Source organism: Rhodococcus sp. FH8, from assembly GCF_019266085.1.
Taxonomy (GTDB): domain Bacteria; phylum Actinomycetota; class Actinomycetes; order Mycobacteriales; family Mycobacteriaceae; genus Rhodococcus_F; species Rhodococcus_F qingshengii.
Genome location: NZ_LPNQ01000065.1, coordinates 583,061 through 599,133, shown reverse-complemented (window position 1 = coordinate 599,133; position 16,073 = coordinate 583,061). Strand labels below are relative to the sequence as shown.

Genomic DNA, 16,073 nt, shown 5'->3' with positions numbered 1-16,073 from the left:
GAGCCTCCACATCGCCTCTAACTGCAACGCGAATGCAATTGGCGGAGAGTTGATCTCGATCTGCCGCGGGCGTGTACTACAGGTGGACACACTCTCGTCTTTGGAGGTCTCGTCATGAAGTCGTGGAATCGAATGCAAGATGCCGTCGCGGTGGTTCTCGGCGTCTTTGCGGCTCTCTCGCCGATGTGGCTCGACACCACCGATCGGGCAATGTGGTCACTCGTCGTCCTGGGTGTCCTGGTTGCACTGTCGGGTCTGGCGCACATGGCACGTCCGGACATGGCCATGGCGGATTACGCGATGGGCGTTTTCGGCGTCTTGATGTTCATTTCACCCTGGGTCATGAGCTTCGACGCTCTACGCGGTGCGTCGTGGACGGCCTGGGTGGTCGGGGTCCTGACCGTTGTGGTCGCGGTGAGTGCGATGCCGGTGATGAGTGCGCGGATGCATCACGGGGGTCACGGCGGCGTAGCCGCCCATTGACGGAGCGGAGTAGCCGCCCATTGACAGAGCGGAGTAGCTGCCCATTGATGAATGGCTGGCTGCAGGCTGGATCAGGCTTTGATCGCGCCCAACAACCGCCCGGCGTCGAAGGCTTCGGCGCTGGGCGGTAGCGCGCCCGGACGTCCACTCACGAAAACCTCGACGGTTCCCGATCCTTCACCCGCGTCACCGAGCCCGTCGATCCGCCGCAGGGTCTGTCGTGCAACGGCTTCGGCACTGTCGAAGAGTGTGACACCGGCGGGTAGCCGCGCTGCGATTTGGTCCGCGAGCAGTGGGTAGTGCGTGCAGCCGAGGACAACGCCGTTGACGTCGTCCGGCGTCCGGGCCACTGCGGATTCGATGGCTGCAAGTGCGGCTGCACGATCACCGAGGTCTATCGAATCGGCCAAGCCGTGGCACGGCACCCCGACGACTTTGGCGCCGTTGCCGAACTGTTCGATCAGATCGGCTTGGTACCGGCTGGCAGTCGTCGCGGCGGTAGCCCAGATCGCCACTGAATCGCACGCGGCGGCCGCGGGCTTGATCGCGGGCACCGTTCCGATGACCGGCACACCCGGTCCGACCAGTTCGCGGACGTGTGGGAGAGCGGTGACGCTCGCGGTATTGCATGGAAGAACGATGACCTGAGCCCCACGATCGAGGCTCCGCCGCACCGCACCGAGTACCCGGTCGACGACCCACGGCTCGGGCTTGGGCCCCCAGGGGGCGCCGTCCGGATCGAGGGACAGCACAAGATCGAGATCCGGGCGCAGGCGTCTGAGCCACGCAGAGGTAGGGAGCAGGCCCAGTCCCGAGTCGATGAGTGCAACGATCACCGCACAAATCTATCGCCTCGGAACCGGTCCTGCCTCATCCGTTCAGGCCGGTGTGGACTCCAACACGTCCGAGATGGGCGTGCCGGCTGCGATCTTCGCGCGCATCTTCATCACAGCTCCCGCGCTACCGCCGCCGACGACAGCTGCCAGCACACCGTCGCGCTCGTAGTAGGCGACGAACTTTCGGCCGTCGTCCTTCACGATGTGAACGGTGTCCGTGGGTGCGACGGTCCCCAATGCCTGGATCTTGACGTCGTACTGATCGCTCCAGAAGTACGGAACCTGCGCCGGCGCATCCGGATCACCCGTTCCGGTGATCGCTCCCGCCAGGATCTTGGCCTGGTCCCCAGCATTGGTCCAGTGTTCGACACGCTTGCGTCGATCTCCGATCTGCCAGGACGCGACGTCGCCGACCGCCCAGACGTGTTCGGTGCTGGTGCGGCCGACGCCGTCGCAGAGCACTCCGTTGTCGAGTTCGATCCCCGAACCGTCGAGCCATTCCGTGACCGGCACCGAACCGACTCCGATCGCGACCACGTCGACCGGGATTTCCGAACCGTCACTCAAGGTCGCAGCGGCAACCGCTCCGTCGCCGGACAACGAGGTCAAGCCCGTACCGACTCGGACGTCGATGCCCTCGTTCCGATGCAGACGTTCGACGAGGGCGCCGACGGTGGGGCCGAGCACCGACGCCAGCGGCGTCGGCTGGGGTTCGAGCAACACGACGTCGACGCCGTGAGACTTCATGCTCGCGGCCAGTTCGCAGCCGATGAAGCCGGCCCCGACGATCAGCGCACGCTTACCGGGAGCAAGGTCGGCGCGGAGGGCCAACGCTTCCTCGATGGAGCGCAGAACGTGCACTCCGGACAACTCCGGAAGGCCGGAGATGCGACGCGGAGTCAGTCCGGTCGCGATGACCAACTCGTCGTAGTCCAGGGTGGATCCGTCCGCGAACGCCACCGACTTGGCGACCGTGTCCACCGAGGTTGCCGGCGAACCGAGCTTGAGATCGACCTTGTTCTCGACGTAGAACTCGGCCGGACGCAAGGTCGTCTCGTCCTTGTCGCCGCGGATCACTTCCTTCGACAACGGAGGCCTGTCGTAGGGCAGATGCGTTTCCCCACCCGCGAGCGTCAATTCACCTTCGAAACCAGCTCGTCGCAGTTCCTCGACGGTCCGCAGTCCCGACAAACCCGCACCCACGATCACTATCCGTGCCACCACGTACCACCCTGTCCGACCCACGTCACTTGCAGCGCTCACTATGAACGCCGTCACTATTTGCCTCCGACTCTGCCATACCAAATGCCGGAGTAGGTGTGGTGCATCCCGCATGGTCACCTACCAGTCACTACAGTTGGAGGTACTTCAGACGCACGCACTGACACATGAGCAGGGAGCCCCCATGACCAGCGATTCCAGTGAAAAGAACAGCGTCCGATTCGGCGCCGACGGTGGCGCGGAACTAGTCAGCACCCAGGGTAAGACGATCATCGCCGACGCCGTGGTCGCCAAGATCGCCGGTATCGCGACCCGCGAGATCAACGGCGTGTACGACGTCGGCGGGGGCACAGCGCGTGCGGTGGGGGCACTTCGCGACCGCATACCGGGCGCCCGCGTCAACCATGCCCAGGGCGTGGCGGTGGAGGTAGGCGAGAAACAAGCCGCCATCGACATCGGCATTGTCGCCGAGTACGGCGTCGCACTCCACGAACTGGCGGTAGGTATCCGCCGCAACGTCATTGCCGCAGTGGAAAGCATGACGGGTCTCGAGGTCACCGAGGTCAACATCACCGTCTTCGACGTCATGCTCTTCGAGGATGCAGAGAGCGGCGGCAGTACCGATCCGGAAGCCAAGCCGAGGGTTCAGTGAGTACCGCCGACGCCGGCCGCGAGATCGACGCGGCCGAGGTAGTCGCCGACGCGGTTCTTGCCATCCCGGAAGTGGCAGATCTGCACGGAGGACACTTCGGCGAAGTGGGAACCTACCTCCCCGGACGCCGCATCACCGGCGTCGTCCTCGACGAAAACTCCTGTGCTGTACACATTTCCGTTCACTATCCGGCCGACGTTCGCAGCGTCGCCGAGCGCGTACGAGCGGTGGTGGCGAGATTGGTCGACGTACCGGTGAACGTGACCGTCGGCGACCTGTCGACAGCGGGATATCTACCCGTTGATGCCGAAAACGCAGTCACCGAGCCTGCCACCGTCACAGACATTGCACCGAACATTCGAGAAGGGAACTGACATGAACAGCACCACCGTCGGACTGCTGGTCGGTCTGCTCCTCGCACTCGCCGGAATCATGGGTGGGTTCAGCGGTTTCGTCTTCGCAGTCCTGCTCGGCGCCGCCGGTATGGCGATCGGAGCACACCGCGACGGACATCTCGACCTCGGCGCGATCCTCCGAAGCCGTGGCCGTGGCTGAGCCGTCCGATCCCAGCGCAGCGGACGATCCTGGTCTACGCGGCTCCTTGGTCATCAAGGACCGTGCGATGGCCAAGATCGCCACGGCCGCAGCGGTGAACGTCCCGGGGGTGGTCCGCCAGTCCGGTGGCTTGACTCGCCTGACAGGACGCGACCTTCCGCGAGCCGACATCTCGATGGGTAGCGACGCCGTCGCCATCAATCTCTTCCTCGCCGTGTCCTGGCCGTGTTCGGTCACCGAGTTGACCGGCCGGGTGCGAACGGAAGTCGGACGCAGCGTCGAATCGCTGACCGGGCTTCCACTCCACGACATGAACGTGATGATCGCGGCAACCGAGGGTTCTGACGACTCCTGTGTTTCCGGCGTCGAGATCGCGGAGGGCCCGGCACAGCAGGCACTCTCGGATCCGATTCCGCCGCGTGTCCCCTCTGCGAACCCGGCGGCCGCGGTTTCGGCCGTCGTCATCGCGTGTGGTCTACTCGCACTCGCCTTCGTCGTCTCGCGCGAATGGTTCATCAACCGTGGAACTTTCGAATCGGCACCCTGGATCCGAAACTCCGTGGAGTGGACGTCTCGTCTGCACTGGCAACCGTGGCTACTTCCGGTGGCAATCGCTGCCGTTGTCGCGGGTGTTGTCCTGATAATGTCGGCGATCAAACGCCGTGCGAAAACCCATGTCCCACTCGGGAACCCGAGCGCATCGACGGTGTGGATGCGGCCGACTGACATTGCACGTCTGTGCAGTAGCCACGCAGCGGTCGTTCCCGGCGTCGGCTCGGCTCACACCAGCGTCGACCGTAAACACGTCAAGGTCCACATCGAATCGACCGGTGGCGATCGAGCTGAACTTGCCGCAGCCGTCGACGCGGCGGTTCGGCCCCACCTCGCGATACTGCAGCGGCCACTGCAACTTTCGGTTGTCGTGCGAGAAACTGTAGTACGACGAAAGGACGCCTCGTGAACCGTTGGATCTCCGCGGTCGATCGGATCATCGTCCTCATCGTCGGAATCGCACTCCTCGCGGCGGGCGCATACGCCATCGCGTGGGACGCGGGCGCGTCGCTGATTCGAACCTGGGTGTCACGCTTCGATCGGGAGGTCCTCTTCGGCCTTCCGGAGGAGCCGTGGTGGCACTGGGTACTGTCGGGCACCTTCGTCCTCTGTGTCTTCGCCGGTTTCGGGCTGTTGTACCTGAACCTTCGCCGGCGCCGCACAAGCGCAGTCACATTGCGGCACAACGAATCCGGTACCGACGTCAGCGTGGATCTCGGACCCGTCGCAGACGGCGTAGCGGCCGAACTCGCTCAGCTGACCGGCGTGCGGAGCACCAAGAGCAAAGCGACGGTCGATCGCGGACTGCCGACGCTGTCGATTGTCGTCACTGCAGATCCGTCGATCGACGTCGCCGGATTCACCGCTTCGGCCGAACGCATCGCCGGCGCAACCAGGCGCAGCCTCGACGGCTCAACCGTCGCAGTACAGGTTCTGCTGCACCTCGACCGGGTGGAAGCCAACAAGTAAGTAAGAAGCACGCAGGCACCCGATCACCGAACACTCGATCACAGGCCACCCGATGGAAGACACAGAAAAGGCGCTCACTCCCCGAAGGGAATGAGCGCCTTTTTCAGTGCTGTGAATCAGCTAGCGAGACAAGAGTCTCACTTGATGATCTTGGCAACCTTGCCGGCGCCGACCGTACGGCCGCCTTCGCGAATTGCGAAGCGCAGGCCCTCGTCCATGGCGACAGGCTGGATCAGCTTGACGGACATCTCGGTGTTGTCACCGGGCATGACCATCTCGGTGCCCTCAGGCAGCGTCACGACGCCCGTAACGTCCGTGGTACGGAAGTAGAACTGCGGGCGGTAGTTGTTGAAGAACGGGGTGTGGCGGCCGCCCTCGTCCTTCGACAGGATGTATGCCTGGCCCTCGAACTCCGTGTGGGGAGTCGTGGTGCCCGGCTTGACGACAACCTGTCCACGCTCGACATCTTCGCGCTTGATGCCACGAACGAGCAGTCCGACGTTGTCGCCGGCCTGGCCCGAGTCGAGCAGCTTGCGGAACATCTCGATACCCGTGACCGTGGTCTTGGTCGAGGTTTCCTTGATGCCGACGATCTCGACCTCTTCGTTGACGTTGACAACGCCACGCTCGATACGACCGGTGACAACGGTGCCACGGCCGGTGATCGTGAAGACGTCCTCGACGGGCATGAGGAAGGGCTTCTCGGTCTCACGAATCGGGTCCGGGATGGACTCGTCGACAGCAGCCATCAGGTCGAGAATGGACTGCGTCCACTTCGGGTCACCCTCGAGTGCCTTGAGTGCCGAGATCGGAATGACGGGGGCTTCCTCGTCGAATTCCTGAGCGGCCAGCAGTTCGCGGACCTCCATCTCGACGAGCTCGAGGATCTCGTCGTCGTCAACCATGTCGGCCTTGTTCAGGGCGACGAGGATGTAAGGAACGCCAACCTGGCGAGCGAGCAGGACATGCTCGCGCGTCTGGGGCATCGGGCCGTCGGTAGCTGCGACGACGAGGATAGCGCCGTCCATCTGAGCTGCGCCGGTGATCATGTTCTTGATGTAGTCGGCGTGACCCGGTGCATCGACGTGCGCGTAGTGGCGCTTTTCCGTCTGGTACTCAACATGCGAGATGTTGATCGTGATGCCACGAGCCTTTTCCTCGGGAGCCTTGTCGATCTGATCGAAGGCCGAAGCCTCGTTCAGGTCGGGGAATGCATCCGCGAGAACCTTGGTGATGGCCGCCGTCGTCGTGGTCTTGCCGTGGTCGACGTGACCAATGGTGCCGATGTTCACGTGCGGCTTCGTCCGCTCGAACTTCGCCTTCGCCACTTTGTGTCCTCCTGGACTGTTGTTGCTTGCCGTATGCAGCAGTGCGGTTGGTTGTTACTAGGTCGTGCTTCGTGCCGGAAGAAACCGAGGTTACTTGCCGGCGCGGGCTGGGGAGCTCGCTGTGCTTACTCGCCCGTCGCCTTGGCGATGATTTCCTTCGAGACGTTCGCGGGAACCTCTGCGTAGGAATCGAACACCATGGAGAAGTTCGCTCGGCCCTGGGTCTTCGACCGCAGGTCACCGATGTAACCGAACATCTCCGAGAGCGGAACCAGCGCCTTCACGACACGGGCACCACTGCGTTCCTCCATGGCCTGGATCTGGCCACGGCGGGAGTTGAGGTCGCCGATCACGTCGCCCATGTACTCCTCGGGCGTTGTGACCTCGACAGCCATGAGCGGCTCGAGAATGACGGGGCCGGCCTTGCGGGCGGCTTCCTTCAGTGCCTGCGAACCGGCAACCTTGAACGCCATTTCCGAGGAGTCGACGTCGTGGTAAGCACCATCGAGCAGCGACAGCTTCAGGTTCACGAGCGGGTAGCCGGCGAGAACACCGTACTGCATCGCGTCCTGCGCACCGGCATCCACGGAGGGGATGTACTCGCGCGGGATACGTCCGCCGGAGACCTTGTTCTCGAACTCGTAGGTAGCACCGTCTTCGCCCACGAAAGGCTCCAGAGCGATGATGACCTTTGCGAACTGGCCCGAGCCACCCGTCTGCTTCTTGTGGGTGTAGTCGTGCTTCTCGACCTTCTTGGTGATGGTCTCGCGGTACGCAACCTGCGGCTTACCGACGTTCGCCTCGACCTTGAACTCGCGACGCATGCGGTCGACGAGGATATCGAGGTGGAGCTCGCCCATACCGCCGATGACGGTCTGACCGGTCTCTTCGTCGAGCTCGACCGAGAAGGTCGGGTCCTCTTCGGCGAGCTTCTGGATCGCGACGCCCAGCTTTTCCTGGTCGGACTTGGTCTTGGGCTCGATGGAGACCTGGATGACCGGCGCGGGGAACGACATCGACTCGAGGACGATGGGGCTCGCCTGATCGCACAAGGTGTCACCGGTGGTGGTGTCCTTGAGGCCGATCATTGCGTAGATGTGGCCGGCTACGGCCTCGTCTACCGGGTTCTCCTTGTTGGCGTGCATCTGGAAGAGCTTTCCGATGCGCTCCTTCTTGCCCTTGGTTGCGTTGAGCACCTGAGCACCCGGATCGATACGACCCGAGTACACGCGGACGAAGGTCAGCTTGCCGAAGAACGGGTGAGCAGCGATCTTGAAGGCGAGAGCCGAGAACGGCTCGTCCTTGCTCGGCTTGCGAGTGATCTCTACTTCTTCGTCACCGAGCTTGTGGCCGATGACCTCGCCGATGTCCAGCGGGTTCGGAAGGTAGTCGATGACCGCGTCGAGCATGGGCTGAACGCCCTTGTTCTTGAACGCAGAGCCACAGAGAACCGGGTACAGCTCGGAGGCGACCGTCATCTTGCGGATGGCGCCCTTGATCTCCTCGATGGTGAGCTCTTCGCCGCCGAAGTACTTCTCCATGAGAGCTTCGTCGGACTCTGCAACCGTCTCGAGCAGCTTCTCGCGGTACTCGGCAGCCTTCTCGACGAGATCCGCGGGGATCTCCTCGATGGTCGGAGCGGTTCCCGTCGGGACCACGCCGCGCCAGGTGATGGCCTTCATCTCGACCAGGTCGACGACGCCGTCGAAGTCGTCCTCAGCGCCGATGGGCAGCTGGAGAACGAGCGGCCTCGCGCCCAAGCGGTCGATGATGGTCTGGACTGTGAAGTAGAAGTCCGCGCCCATCTTGTCCATCTTGTTGACGAAGCAGATGCGCGGAACGTCGTACTTGGCAGCCTGACGCCAAACCTGCTCGGACTGCGGCTCGACACCCTCTTTACCGTCGAAGACAGCAACTGCGCCGTCGAGCACGCGCAGCGACCGCTCCACCTCGACCGTGAAGTCGACGTGGCCGGGGGTGTCGATGATGTTGATCTGGTTGTTGTTCCAGAAGCAAGTCACGGCGGCAGACGTGATCGTGATGCCGCGTTCCTTCTCCTGCTCCATCCAGTCCGTCGTCGACGCACCGTCGTGCGTCTCACCGATCTTGTAATTGACACCGGTGTAGAACAGGATGCGCTCGGTGGTGGTGGTCTTGCCGGCATCGATGTGCGCCATGATGCCGATGTTGCGGACCTTGTTCAGGTCAGTCAGCACTTCCTGTGCCACAGGTTTCTTCCCCGCTCGTTGCTTGGTTTTCGGGTGTCGGCCTTATCGGTGTGTTCCACCGTCAGGGCCATGGTCTTTCAATTATGTCTCTGCCGAGGCGAACCTGGCCACCTGCGTCCGGAATCCGTCGCGATGATCAGGCCGCCAACGGCGACAAGCGTCGGAGCCCCACCCGATGGCAGTTGCTCCGACGCTTTACATCACCAGCGGTAGTGGGCGAATGCCTTGTTGGCTTCGGCCATCTTGTGAGTGTCTTCGCGACGCTTCACAGCTGCACCGAGGCCATTGCTGGCATCGAGGAGCTCGTTGGCGAGACGCTCGACCATGGTCTTCTCACGACGTGCACGCGAGAAGGTGACCAGCCAGCGCAGTGCCAGCGTGGTGGAACGACCGGGGCGAACCTCGACCGGCACCTGGTAGGTAGCGCCACCGACGCGGCGGCTACGAACCTCGAGTGCAGGCTTGACGTTGTCCAGGGCGCGCTTGAGGGTGACGACCGGATCGGTGCCGGTCTTCTCGCGTGCCTGCTCGAGAGCCTGGTACACGATTCGCTCTGCGGTGGACTTCTTGCCGTCCAGCAGGATCTTGTTGACGAGCTGCGTCACCAACGGGGAACCGTAAACCGGGTCGTTGATGAGCGGGCGCTTCGGAGCGGGGCCCTTACGTGGCATTAGCTCTTCTCCTTCTTGGCGCCGTAGCGGCTGCGTGCCTGCTTGCGACCCTTGACACCCTGGGTGTCGAGGGAGCCGCGGATGATCTTGTAACGGACACCCGGGAGGTCCTTCACACGACCGCCACGGACGAGCACCATGGAGTGCTCCTGAAGGTTGTGACCTTCACCGGGGATGTACGCGGTGACCTCGACCGAAGTCGTGAGGCGAACACGTGCGACCTTACGGAGCGCGGAGTTCGGCTTCTTGGGGGTGGTGGTGTACACGCGAGTGCACACGCCACGACGCTGCGGGCTGCCCTTGAGGGCTGCCGTCTTGACCTTGGCGGTCTTGTCGCGGCGACCCTTGCGGACCAGCTGGTTGATGGTTGGCATTTACCGGCTTTCTTGTGACGAACAGACTGCTCGAGCGAACTCGGGCCGTTCGAAAACGTGGCTGTTCTGAAATTAGGGATCTAGCAGTTGGAGCAAGAGAGCTGCTGCTCCTCACCCACCTCAGAGTCTGTACTCAGCACTTTCATGCCGCGCACTGCCCCCGAGGTCGGGCGTGTCGCATACCCCCACACAGGCAGCCGGATGCTCGTTCATCAGCAGTTTCTGCTCGAACGCGCGCACGGCAATACCTAGCTAGGCACACAGATCGGCCCGGGCATGCCGGACACGACCCATAACGATACCTGTCGGCGCGCCACGAGGTCAAAGTGAGGCCACGGTGATAGTGACCTCACGCTCTGACCAGACACTCTGGCTGCACACTCAGACCACGCAGCCGGACCGGTCGCGATCAGATGCTGCGGTTCAACGTCAACGCGCCGAGCTTTGCCGCAGCCTCGCACGGATCCGCGCCGCCTTGCGGCTCGGTGACCCACCAACCGAACACTCCCCCGGCCGGTGCGCTCGCGCTCACCCCGCAGCTCTGCGGATCGGCCGGCTGGCGAACCTGGTACCCGCCACTGCCGTTGATGTCGATTTTCGCCACCACGTATCCCAGGTGCTCGAATGCAGCGCGCTCGTGATCGAGGGTGCCCGTCTCGAACCAGTTGAAGGTGATCTTGATCGGACCCGCGGTCCCGATGCCGTCCCAACGGCAGATAGCGCCGAAGAACCCACGCCCGACGGCGTCGGCACCCACGGCACCGGCGATCTGCTCGTCGGTGACGGCTTCGCATTCTTGGAGGACGTTCGCGAATTCCTGGCTGTCACTACCGCCGTAGCTGCCCTCCGCACGGGGAGTCCCGGTGACCACCGAGCCGCAGCCTGTCAGCAGAACCAGCGACCCCGCCAAGGCGAGTCCGATCCTTATGCGCTTCACGGCGCCCTCGAACTTCACTGTGCCCTCGAAACTGTTTTTTCCATCAGATCCCGCGCCACCGTGCATGGATCCGCGGTCGGTGGCAGCAAACCGTAGGTGATCGACCAGTGCACGAAGTCTCCGCCGAACGCGATACCCAACTCGCACAACGAACCTGCCGTGGACGCGATGAAGCCCTGGTGTCCACCGATCGTGATGTCGTCGGCAGGACGTCCGAGCAGGTCGGACCCGGCCCGTTCGCGGCCGATCGGGCTACCGCGGTACCAGGAGAAACTGACGCTCGGACCGTTCGAACCGGCGACTTCCCACTGGCAACCGACGCCGTTGCGCGTCGTCGTCGCAAAAGTGCCGAGATTGAAGGCGTTGACAACTTCCTCGTCGGTCACCGAGCCGCATTCGGCGAACATCGGGCCCGGATCCGTAGGTGCGAGTGCCTGCGAACCCGCACCGTCGCCCGGCTGATCGACGGACCCGTCGCCGGAGCTGCAGCCGACCACGGCCGAGAGCACGGCAGCCGAGACCAATACCGAAGTCCCGATCGAAGTGAGAGTGCGTGCGGCCATGGAGCCGACTGTACTTCTCGGTGGCCCCCGACACACGCCACGTGCGCGTCGAGAGCACCGGCGCCGGCCCCGCCGCTACCGATTCAGGGAGTTGCCACCGGTACCCGAACAAGTGTGGAATCCAATTGCGCCGCCCACTGTTTGACCACCTCGGTGCGTCGGCGCGAGTCGTCTGTCAAGACATCAGCCAGCCCCAGCCCGCGGGCCAGGTCCAGGGTCGCCTGTACCAAGCGGTGCGTCACCGGGTCGGAGTCGTCGACACCCAGACTCTCGACGGCCATGCGGTGCGCGATGCGCCCGAATCGTTCCTCGAGGGGCAGTACGCGGGCACGCAGGTCGGGGTCGGAGGCAGCGGCCGTCCACACCTGCAGTGCTGCTTTGAACAGAGTCCCGGTGTAGTACTCCACCAACCGCGAAATGATCGCCTCGGTTCGTCCGGCACCCACCGGAAGGTCGGTCGATTCCTTTCGTGCCTGATCCATCCGGGCGTCGAACATCACCTCGAGCGCCGCGGTGATGAGGTCCTCGCGGGTCGGGAAGTGATGCTGCATGGCGCCTCTGGACACCCCGGCACGCTGCGCGACGACGCTCATCGTCGTTGCGCTCCACCCGAGTTCGGCGAGACACTCCACAGTCACTTCGAGCAGGTGGGAGCGCGTGACTCGACTTCGGTCCTGCTTGGGCTCTCGAGTCATCGCGCCGCCATCCCTTCTACTTCTGTGTTCCAGCGCTTCTGTGTCCCAGCTGCGCAGTTTCTACTGCGCCCAGGCCGCTGGACGCTTCTGCAAGAAAGACATCATGCCCTCACGAGCCTCGTCAGAGGAAAACAGCCGAGCCGACTGCGCGATCATCTCCTCGCCGTCCCGGTCGAATCCAGCCAGGACCGAACGCGTCGTGATCCACTTCGATTCGGCAAGTCCCTGCGGTGAACATTGGCGCAAGGTGCCGAGCAGTTCGGTGATCGACTCCTCCGTGTCCTGCGACGCGGAGGTGACGAGTCCGATGGATTCGGCCTCGTGCTGGCCGAACTTCTCGCCGGTGAGCAGATAGCGGCTCGCAGATCGCTGGTCGAGCCTCGGTAGGACCGTGAGCGAAATGATGGACGCTGCCAAACCCAACCGTGATTCCGTCACCGCGAAGGTGCTCGCCGGTCCGGCGACGACGATGTCGCACGCCCCGACAAGACCCATGCCTCCGGCCCGGACGTGACCGTCGATCCGCCCGATCACCGGCTTGGGAAGCTCGAGAATGCTGCGCAAGAGTGTCAGCATCCCCCGTCCTCGCTCCTTGACGGCGTCCTCCGGTGATGCGGACGAACCGGAGGCCTCACTGAGATCGGCTCCCGCACAGAATGTTCCACCGGTGTGGGTGAGTACCACCGCTCGAACTGCCGGATCGGCGGCAGCCGACGTCAACCCAGCCTGCAACTCCGTGACCAACCGCGTCGAAATCGCGTTGCGGTTGTGGGGTGAGTCGAGAGTGATCGTGGCAGCACCGCCCGATACTTCGTACCGTACGTATGGCTTGTCCTGATCCGTCATGAGTCGCCTCTTCCTAGTAGGACCGTGGCAGACCGAGGGAATGCTGTGAGACGAAGTTGAGGATCATCTCGCGGCTCACCGGCGCGACGCGGGCGATACGAGCCGCACCGAGCATGGCGGCCAGTCCGTATTCCTTCGTCAGTCCTGCGCCGCCATGCGTCTGGATCGCCTGATCGAGCGCCTTGATGCTGGCTTCGGCGGCGGCGTACTTTGCCATGTTCGCGGCTTCGGCAGCACCGAAATCGTCACCGCTGTCGTAGAGCACCGCGGCCTTCTGCATCATCAGCTTGGCGAGCTCGAGTTCGATCTTCACCTGCGCGAGTGGATGCGAAATACCTTGGTGCGCACCGATCGGCGTCTTCCACACCGTGCGCTCGTTGGCGAACTTCACTGCGGCGTTCAGGGCGTAACGGCCCATGCCGATGGCCATCGACGCACCCAGGATGCGCTCGGGGTTGAGGCCGGCGAACAACTGCATCAAGGCGGCATCGGCTTCGCCGACCAGAGCGTCGGCCGGCAGACGGACGTCGTCGAGGAAGAGGATGAACTGGTGGTCCGGCTCGATGATGTCCATCTCCATCTGCGTCTTCACGAATCCGGGAGAATCCGTGGGGACGATGAACAGAGCAGGCTTGAGCTTGCCCGTCTTGGAGTCCTCGGTCCGCGCAACGACGAGGACCGCGTCAGCCTGATCGACACCCGAGATGTAGATCTTGTTGCCGCTCAGGATCCAGTCGTCGCCATCCCTGCGTGCCGTCGTGGTGATCTGATGAGAGTTGGAACCAGCGTCGGCCTCGGTGATTCCGAACGCCATGATCTTGGAGCCGTCGGCGAGGCTGGGTAGCCACTGCTGCTTCTGCTCCGCCGTGCCGTACTTGCCGATGATGGTGCCGCAGATGGCCGGGGATACGACAACCAGGAGCAGACCGGCACCCTGCGCCGCCAATTCCTCCTGCACCAGCGCGAGTTCGTAGATGCCTGCACCGCCGCCGCCGTATTCCTCCGGCAGGTTGACGCCCAGGAATCCGAGTTTGCCCGCCTCGTTCCACAATTCGGTGAGCGGCTCCCCCTTTCGCGCCTTGGGCAGCACGTAGTCGACGTAGTTGAAGCGCTCACCCAGTTTGGAAACGGATGCCCGCAGTTCCTTCTGCTCTTCGGTTTCGATGAAACTCATCATGCTTCCTCTTCTGTAGCGGGTTCTTCCACACGTGCGAGTACCGATCCGACCTCGACCTGCTGGCCGACGGCGACCGGAAGTTCCACCAGGACACCGGCAGTCGGCGCGGTGACGGTGTGTTCCATCTTCATGGCCTCCAGCCACAGAATCGGCTGGCCGGCGGTGACGGTGTCACCGAGTGCGGCACCGAGGCGGATGACCGATCCCGGCATCGGAGCGAGCAACGAACCGGCGGCGACTTCTGCCGACGGATCCACGAAGCGCGGTGCTGCCGTCAACGCGACGGGTCCGAGCGAGGAGTCGACAAAAATCTCACTCCCGTAGGCCGCAACGTCGAACGAGCGCTGTACTCCGCTCTGCTCGAGCACTACCCGGGTCGCAGTTGCCGATACCAGGCGCACGTCGTCGAAGCCTTCTGCACTCAGCACGCCGCTTCGGCTCAGGGAGTAGCGGACGTCGTACTCGCCCGACGCAGTGGAATAGCTCTTGCTCTGCGGCTGCGACGGGAGGTTGCGCCACCCGCTGGGCAAGCGGCCGATGACGCGGGCCGACGCCCGGTTGTGCGCGGCATCGGCAAGTGCCGCCGCCAGCGCCGAGAGTCTTTCGGCGGCGGTATCGGCCAAGGGCGTAGACAGCTTCTCGAGGTCGTGAGTCTCGAAGAAGGCAGTGTCGGTGTCTCCGGCAATGAAGGCGGGGTGGGCCAGGACGTTGACGAGCAGGTCGCGGTTGGTGCGCAGGCCGTGAATCCTGGTGCGCGCCAGCGTCGATGCGAGCAGCCGGGCAGCTGCGGTCCGCGTCGGCGCGTACGAGATGACCTTGGCCAACATCGGGTCGTAGTGGACGCCGACAACACTGCCGTCGACGACGCCGGAGTCGAGGCGAACGCCCTGCTCACGCAGAACACTGAATTCTTGCGGGTCACCGGGCAACTCGATGTGGTGGACGGTTCCGCTCTGCGGCTGCCAGTTCTTGGCGGGGTCCTCGGCGTACAGGCGCACTTCGATCGAATGCCCCCGGATCTCCGGCTGTTCGTCCGGAAGTGCTTCACCTGAAGCGACCTGCAATTGGAGTTCCACCAGATCGAGTCCAGTGGTGCACTCGGTGACCGGATGCTCCACCTGCAAACGCGTGTTCATTTCCAGGAAGAAGAAGTCGCCTTTTTCGTCAGCCAGGAATTCAACGGTTCCTGCGCCTTCGTAACCGATGGCGTTGGCGGCGAGCCGCGAGGCGTCGAACAGCTTGTCGCGCATGGCGGGGATGCGTTGCACGAGCGGCGACGGTGCCTCTTCGACCACCTTCTGATGCCGACGCTGGATCGAGCACTCGCGCTCCCCCACCGCCCACACCGCACCGTGGCGGTCGGCCATGACCTGAACCTCGATGTGCCGACCGGTCTCGAGGTACCGCTCACAGAAGACTGTCGGGTCGCCGAAAGCGGACTGCGCCTCACGCCGCGCCGCTTCCAGTTCGCCGTCCAGCGCCGACAATTCACGAACGACACGCATTCCGCGTCCGCCGCCGCCCGCCGACGCCTTGATCAGCACCGGCAGATGAGCCTCGGTCACCGCGGCGGGATCGAGTTCGGAGAGCACCGGCACTCCGGCGGCGTCCATGATCTTCTTGGACTCGACCTTCGACCCCATGAGCTCGATGGATTCGACGGGCGGGCCGATCCACGTCAGTCCCGCGTCGATGACGCTGCGCGCGAACTCCGCGTTCTCGGAGAGGAATCCGTATCCGGGGTGAATCGCGTCGGCGCCCGAAGCCTTGGCGGCGGCGATGACGAGCTCACCCCGCAAGTAGGTCTCGGCGGGCGTGTTACCCGGCAGGCGAACCGAAGCATCGGCTTCGGCGACGTGCGGGCTGTCGGCATCTGCGTCGGAAAATACCGCGACCGTGCCGATTCCGTTCTTGCGGCAGGTTGCAAAGACACGGCGGGCGATTTCGCCACGATTGGCGACCAGTACTGAAGTGATTGTCACGGCG

Annotated in this window: 18 protein-coding genes; 6 read left to right on the top strand and 12 right to left on the bottom strand. The window is 63.7% G+C overall.

What is annotated here, in order from left to right; genetic code table 11:
• Positions 1-114: 114 nt before the first annotated feature.
• Complete coding sequence (locus tag ATN38_RS17260) at positions 115-483, top strand: SPW repeat protein (protein WP_003941901.1); 369 nt, start codon at positions 115-117, stop codon at positions 481-483.
• A gap of 71 nt (positions 484-554) precedes the next feature.
• Here the strand turns inward: ATN38_RS17260 and ATN38_RS17255 are convergent, their stop codons facing one another.
• Positions 555-1,319: a glutamate racemase gene (locus ATN38_RS17255; RefSeq protein WP_218748278.1), complete on the bottom strand. Its 765-nt coding sequence runs from the start codon at positions 1,317-1,319 to the stop codon at positions 555-557.
• 42 nt (positions 1,320-1,361) lie between these two features.
• On the bottom strand, positions 1,362-2,597 hold the full coding sequence (locus tag ATN38_RS17250; protein WP_232354234.1) for an NAD(P)/FAD-dependent oxidoreductase: 1,236 nt from the start codon (positions 2,595-2,597) through the stop codon (positions 1,362-1,364).
• A 127-nt stretch (positions 2,598-2,724) separates the two neighbouring features.
• On the opposite strand from ATN38_RS17250, the gene ATN38_RS17245 reads away from it, so the two are divergent.
• Genes ATN38_RS17245 through ATN38_RS17225 form a run of 5 tightly spaced genes read left to right on the top strand, consistent with a single transcriptional unit; the run spans position 2,725 to position 5,268 of the window.
• Complete coding sequence (locus ATN38_RS17245) at positions 2,725-3,192, top strand: Asp23/Gls24 family envelope stress response protein (RefSeq protein ID WP_003941912.1); 468 nt, start codon at positions 2,725-2,727, stop codon at positions 3,190-3,192.
• A complete protein-coding gene (locus ATN38_RS17240) occupies positions 3,189-3,566 on the top strand; it encodes a hypothetical protein (RefSeq protein ID WP_218748276.1) in 378 nt (125 codons plus the stop codon). Before ATN38_RS17245 ends, ATN38_RS17240 begins: the two co-directional genes overlap by 4 nt.
• Position 3,567: 1 nt before the next feature.
• Positions 3,568-3,747, top strand: a complete 180-nt coding sequence (locus ATN38_RS17235; RefSeq protein ID WP_003942043.1) for a hypothetical protein — start codon at positions 3,568-3,570, stop codon at positions 3,745-3,747.
• Positions 3,734-4,708: an Asp23/Gls24 family envelope stress response protein gene (locus ATN38_RS17230; protein ID WP_007728390.1), complete on the top strand. Its 975-nt coding sequence runs from the start codon at positions 3,734-3,736 to the stop codon at positions 4,706-4,708. The genes ATN38_RS17235 and ATN38_RS17230 overlap by 14 nt, the downstream gene beginning before the upstream one ends.
• Positions 4,705-5,268, top strand: a complete 564-nt coding sequence (locus ATN38_RS17225; RefSeq protein WP_054187810.1) for a hypothetical protein — start codon at positions 4,705-4,707, stop codon at positions 5,266-5,268. Before ATN38_RS17230 ends, ATN38_RS17225 begins: the two co-directional genes overlap by 4 nt.
• A 137-nt stretch (positions 5,269-5,405) precedes the next feature.
• Here the strand turns inward: ATN38_RS17225 and tuf are convergent, their stop codons facing one another.
• The 10 genes from tuf to ATN38_RS17175 all read right to left on the bottom strand — a co-directional run bounded on the left by tuf (position 5,406) and on the right by ATN38_RS17175 (position 16,069).
• The gene (gene tuf / locus ATN38_RS17220; RefSeq protein WP_003941926.1) at positions 5,406-6,596 is read right to left on the bottom strand and encodes an elongation factor Tu; all 1,191 of its coding nucleotides are present in this window, start codon (positions 6,594-6,596) and stop codon (positions 5,406-5,408) included.
• Between the two features lie 125 nt (positions 6,597-6,721).
• A complete protein-coding gene (gene fusA, locus ATN38_RS17215; RefSeq protein ID WP_218748274.1) occupies positions 6,722-8,824 on the bottom strand; it encodes an elongation factor G in 2,103 nt (700 codons plus the stop codon).
• A gap of 200 nt (positions 8,825-9,024) precedes the next feature.
• Positions 9,025-9,495 (bottom strand): 30S ribosomal protein S7, encoded by a 471-nt coding sequence (gene rpsG, locus ATN38_RS17210; RefSeq protein ID WP_003941856.1) that lies wholly within the window; start codon positions 9,493-9,495, stop codon positions 9,025-9,027.
• On the bottom strand, positions 9,495-9,869 hold the full coding sequence (rpsL, locus tag ATN38_RS17205) for a 30S ribosomal protein S12 (RefSeq protein ID WP_003941908.1): 375 nt from the start codon (positions 9,867-9,869) through the stop codon (positions 9,495-9,497). The genes rpsG and rpsL overlap by 1 nt, the downstream gene beginning before the upstream one ends.
• Before the next feature lie 409 nt (positions 9,870-10,278).
• A complete protein-coding gene (locus ATN38_RS17200; RefSeq protein ID WP_064074181.1) occupies positions 10,279-10,824 on the bottom strand; it encodes a DUF3558 domain-containing protein in 546 nt (181 codons plus the stop codon).
• On the bottom strand, positions 10,821-11,369 hold the full coding sequence (locus ATN38_RS17195; protein ID WP_047268916.1) for a DUF3558 domain-containing protein: 549 nt from the start codon (positions 11,367-11,369) through the stop codon (positions 10,821-10,823). Before ATN38_RS17195 ends, ATN38_RS17200 begins: the two co-directional genes overlap by 4 nt.
• An 83-nt stretch (positions 11,370-11,452) precedes the next feature.
• Positions 11,453-12,064, bottom strand: a complete 612-nt coding sequence (locus ATN38_RS17190) for a TetR/AcrR family transcriptional regulator (protein WP_003942008.1) — start codon at positions 12,062-12,064, stop codon at positions 11,453-11,455.
• A 60-nt stretch (positions 12,065-12,124) separates the two neighbouring features.
• Entirely contained in the window at positions 12,125-12,910 is a 786-nt protein-coding gene (locus tag ATN38_RS17185; protein ID WP_007728400.1) for an enoyl-CoA hydratase family protein, read from the bottom strand.
• Positions 12,911-12,923: 13 nt separating this feature from the next.
• Positions 12,924-14,084, bottom strand: a complete 1,161-nt coding sequence (locus tag ATN38_RS17180; RefSeq protein ID WP_003942033.1) for an acyl-CoA dehydrogenase family protein — start codon at positions 14,082-14,084, stop codon at positions 12,924-12,926.
• The gene (locus tag ATN38_RS17175; protein ID WP_125050499.1) at positions 14,084-16,069 is read right to left on the bottom strand and encodes a biotin carboxylase N-terminal domain-containing protein; all 1,986 of its coding nucleotides are present in this window, start codon (positions 16,067-16,069) and stop codon (positions 14,084-14,086) included. Before ATN38_RS17175 ends, ATN38_RS17180 begins: the two co-directional genes overlap by 1 nt.
• Positions 16,070-16,073: the final 4 nt, after the last annotated feature.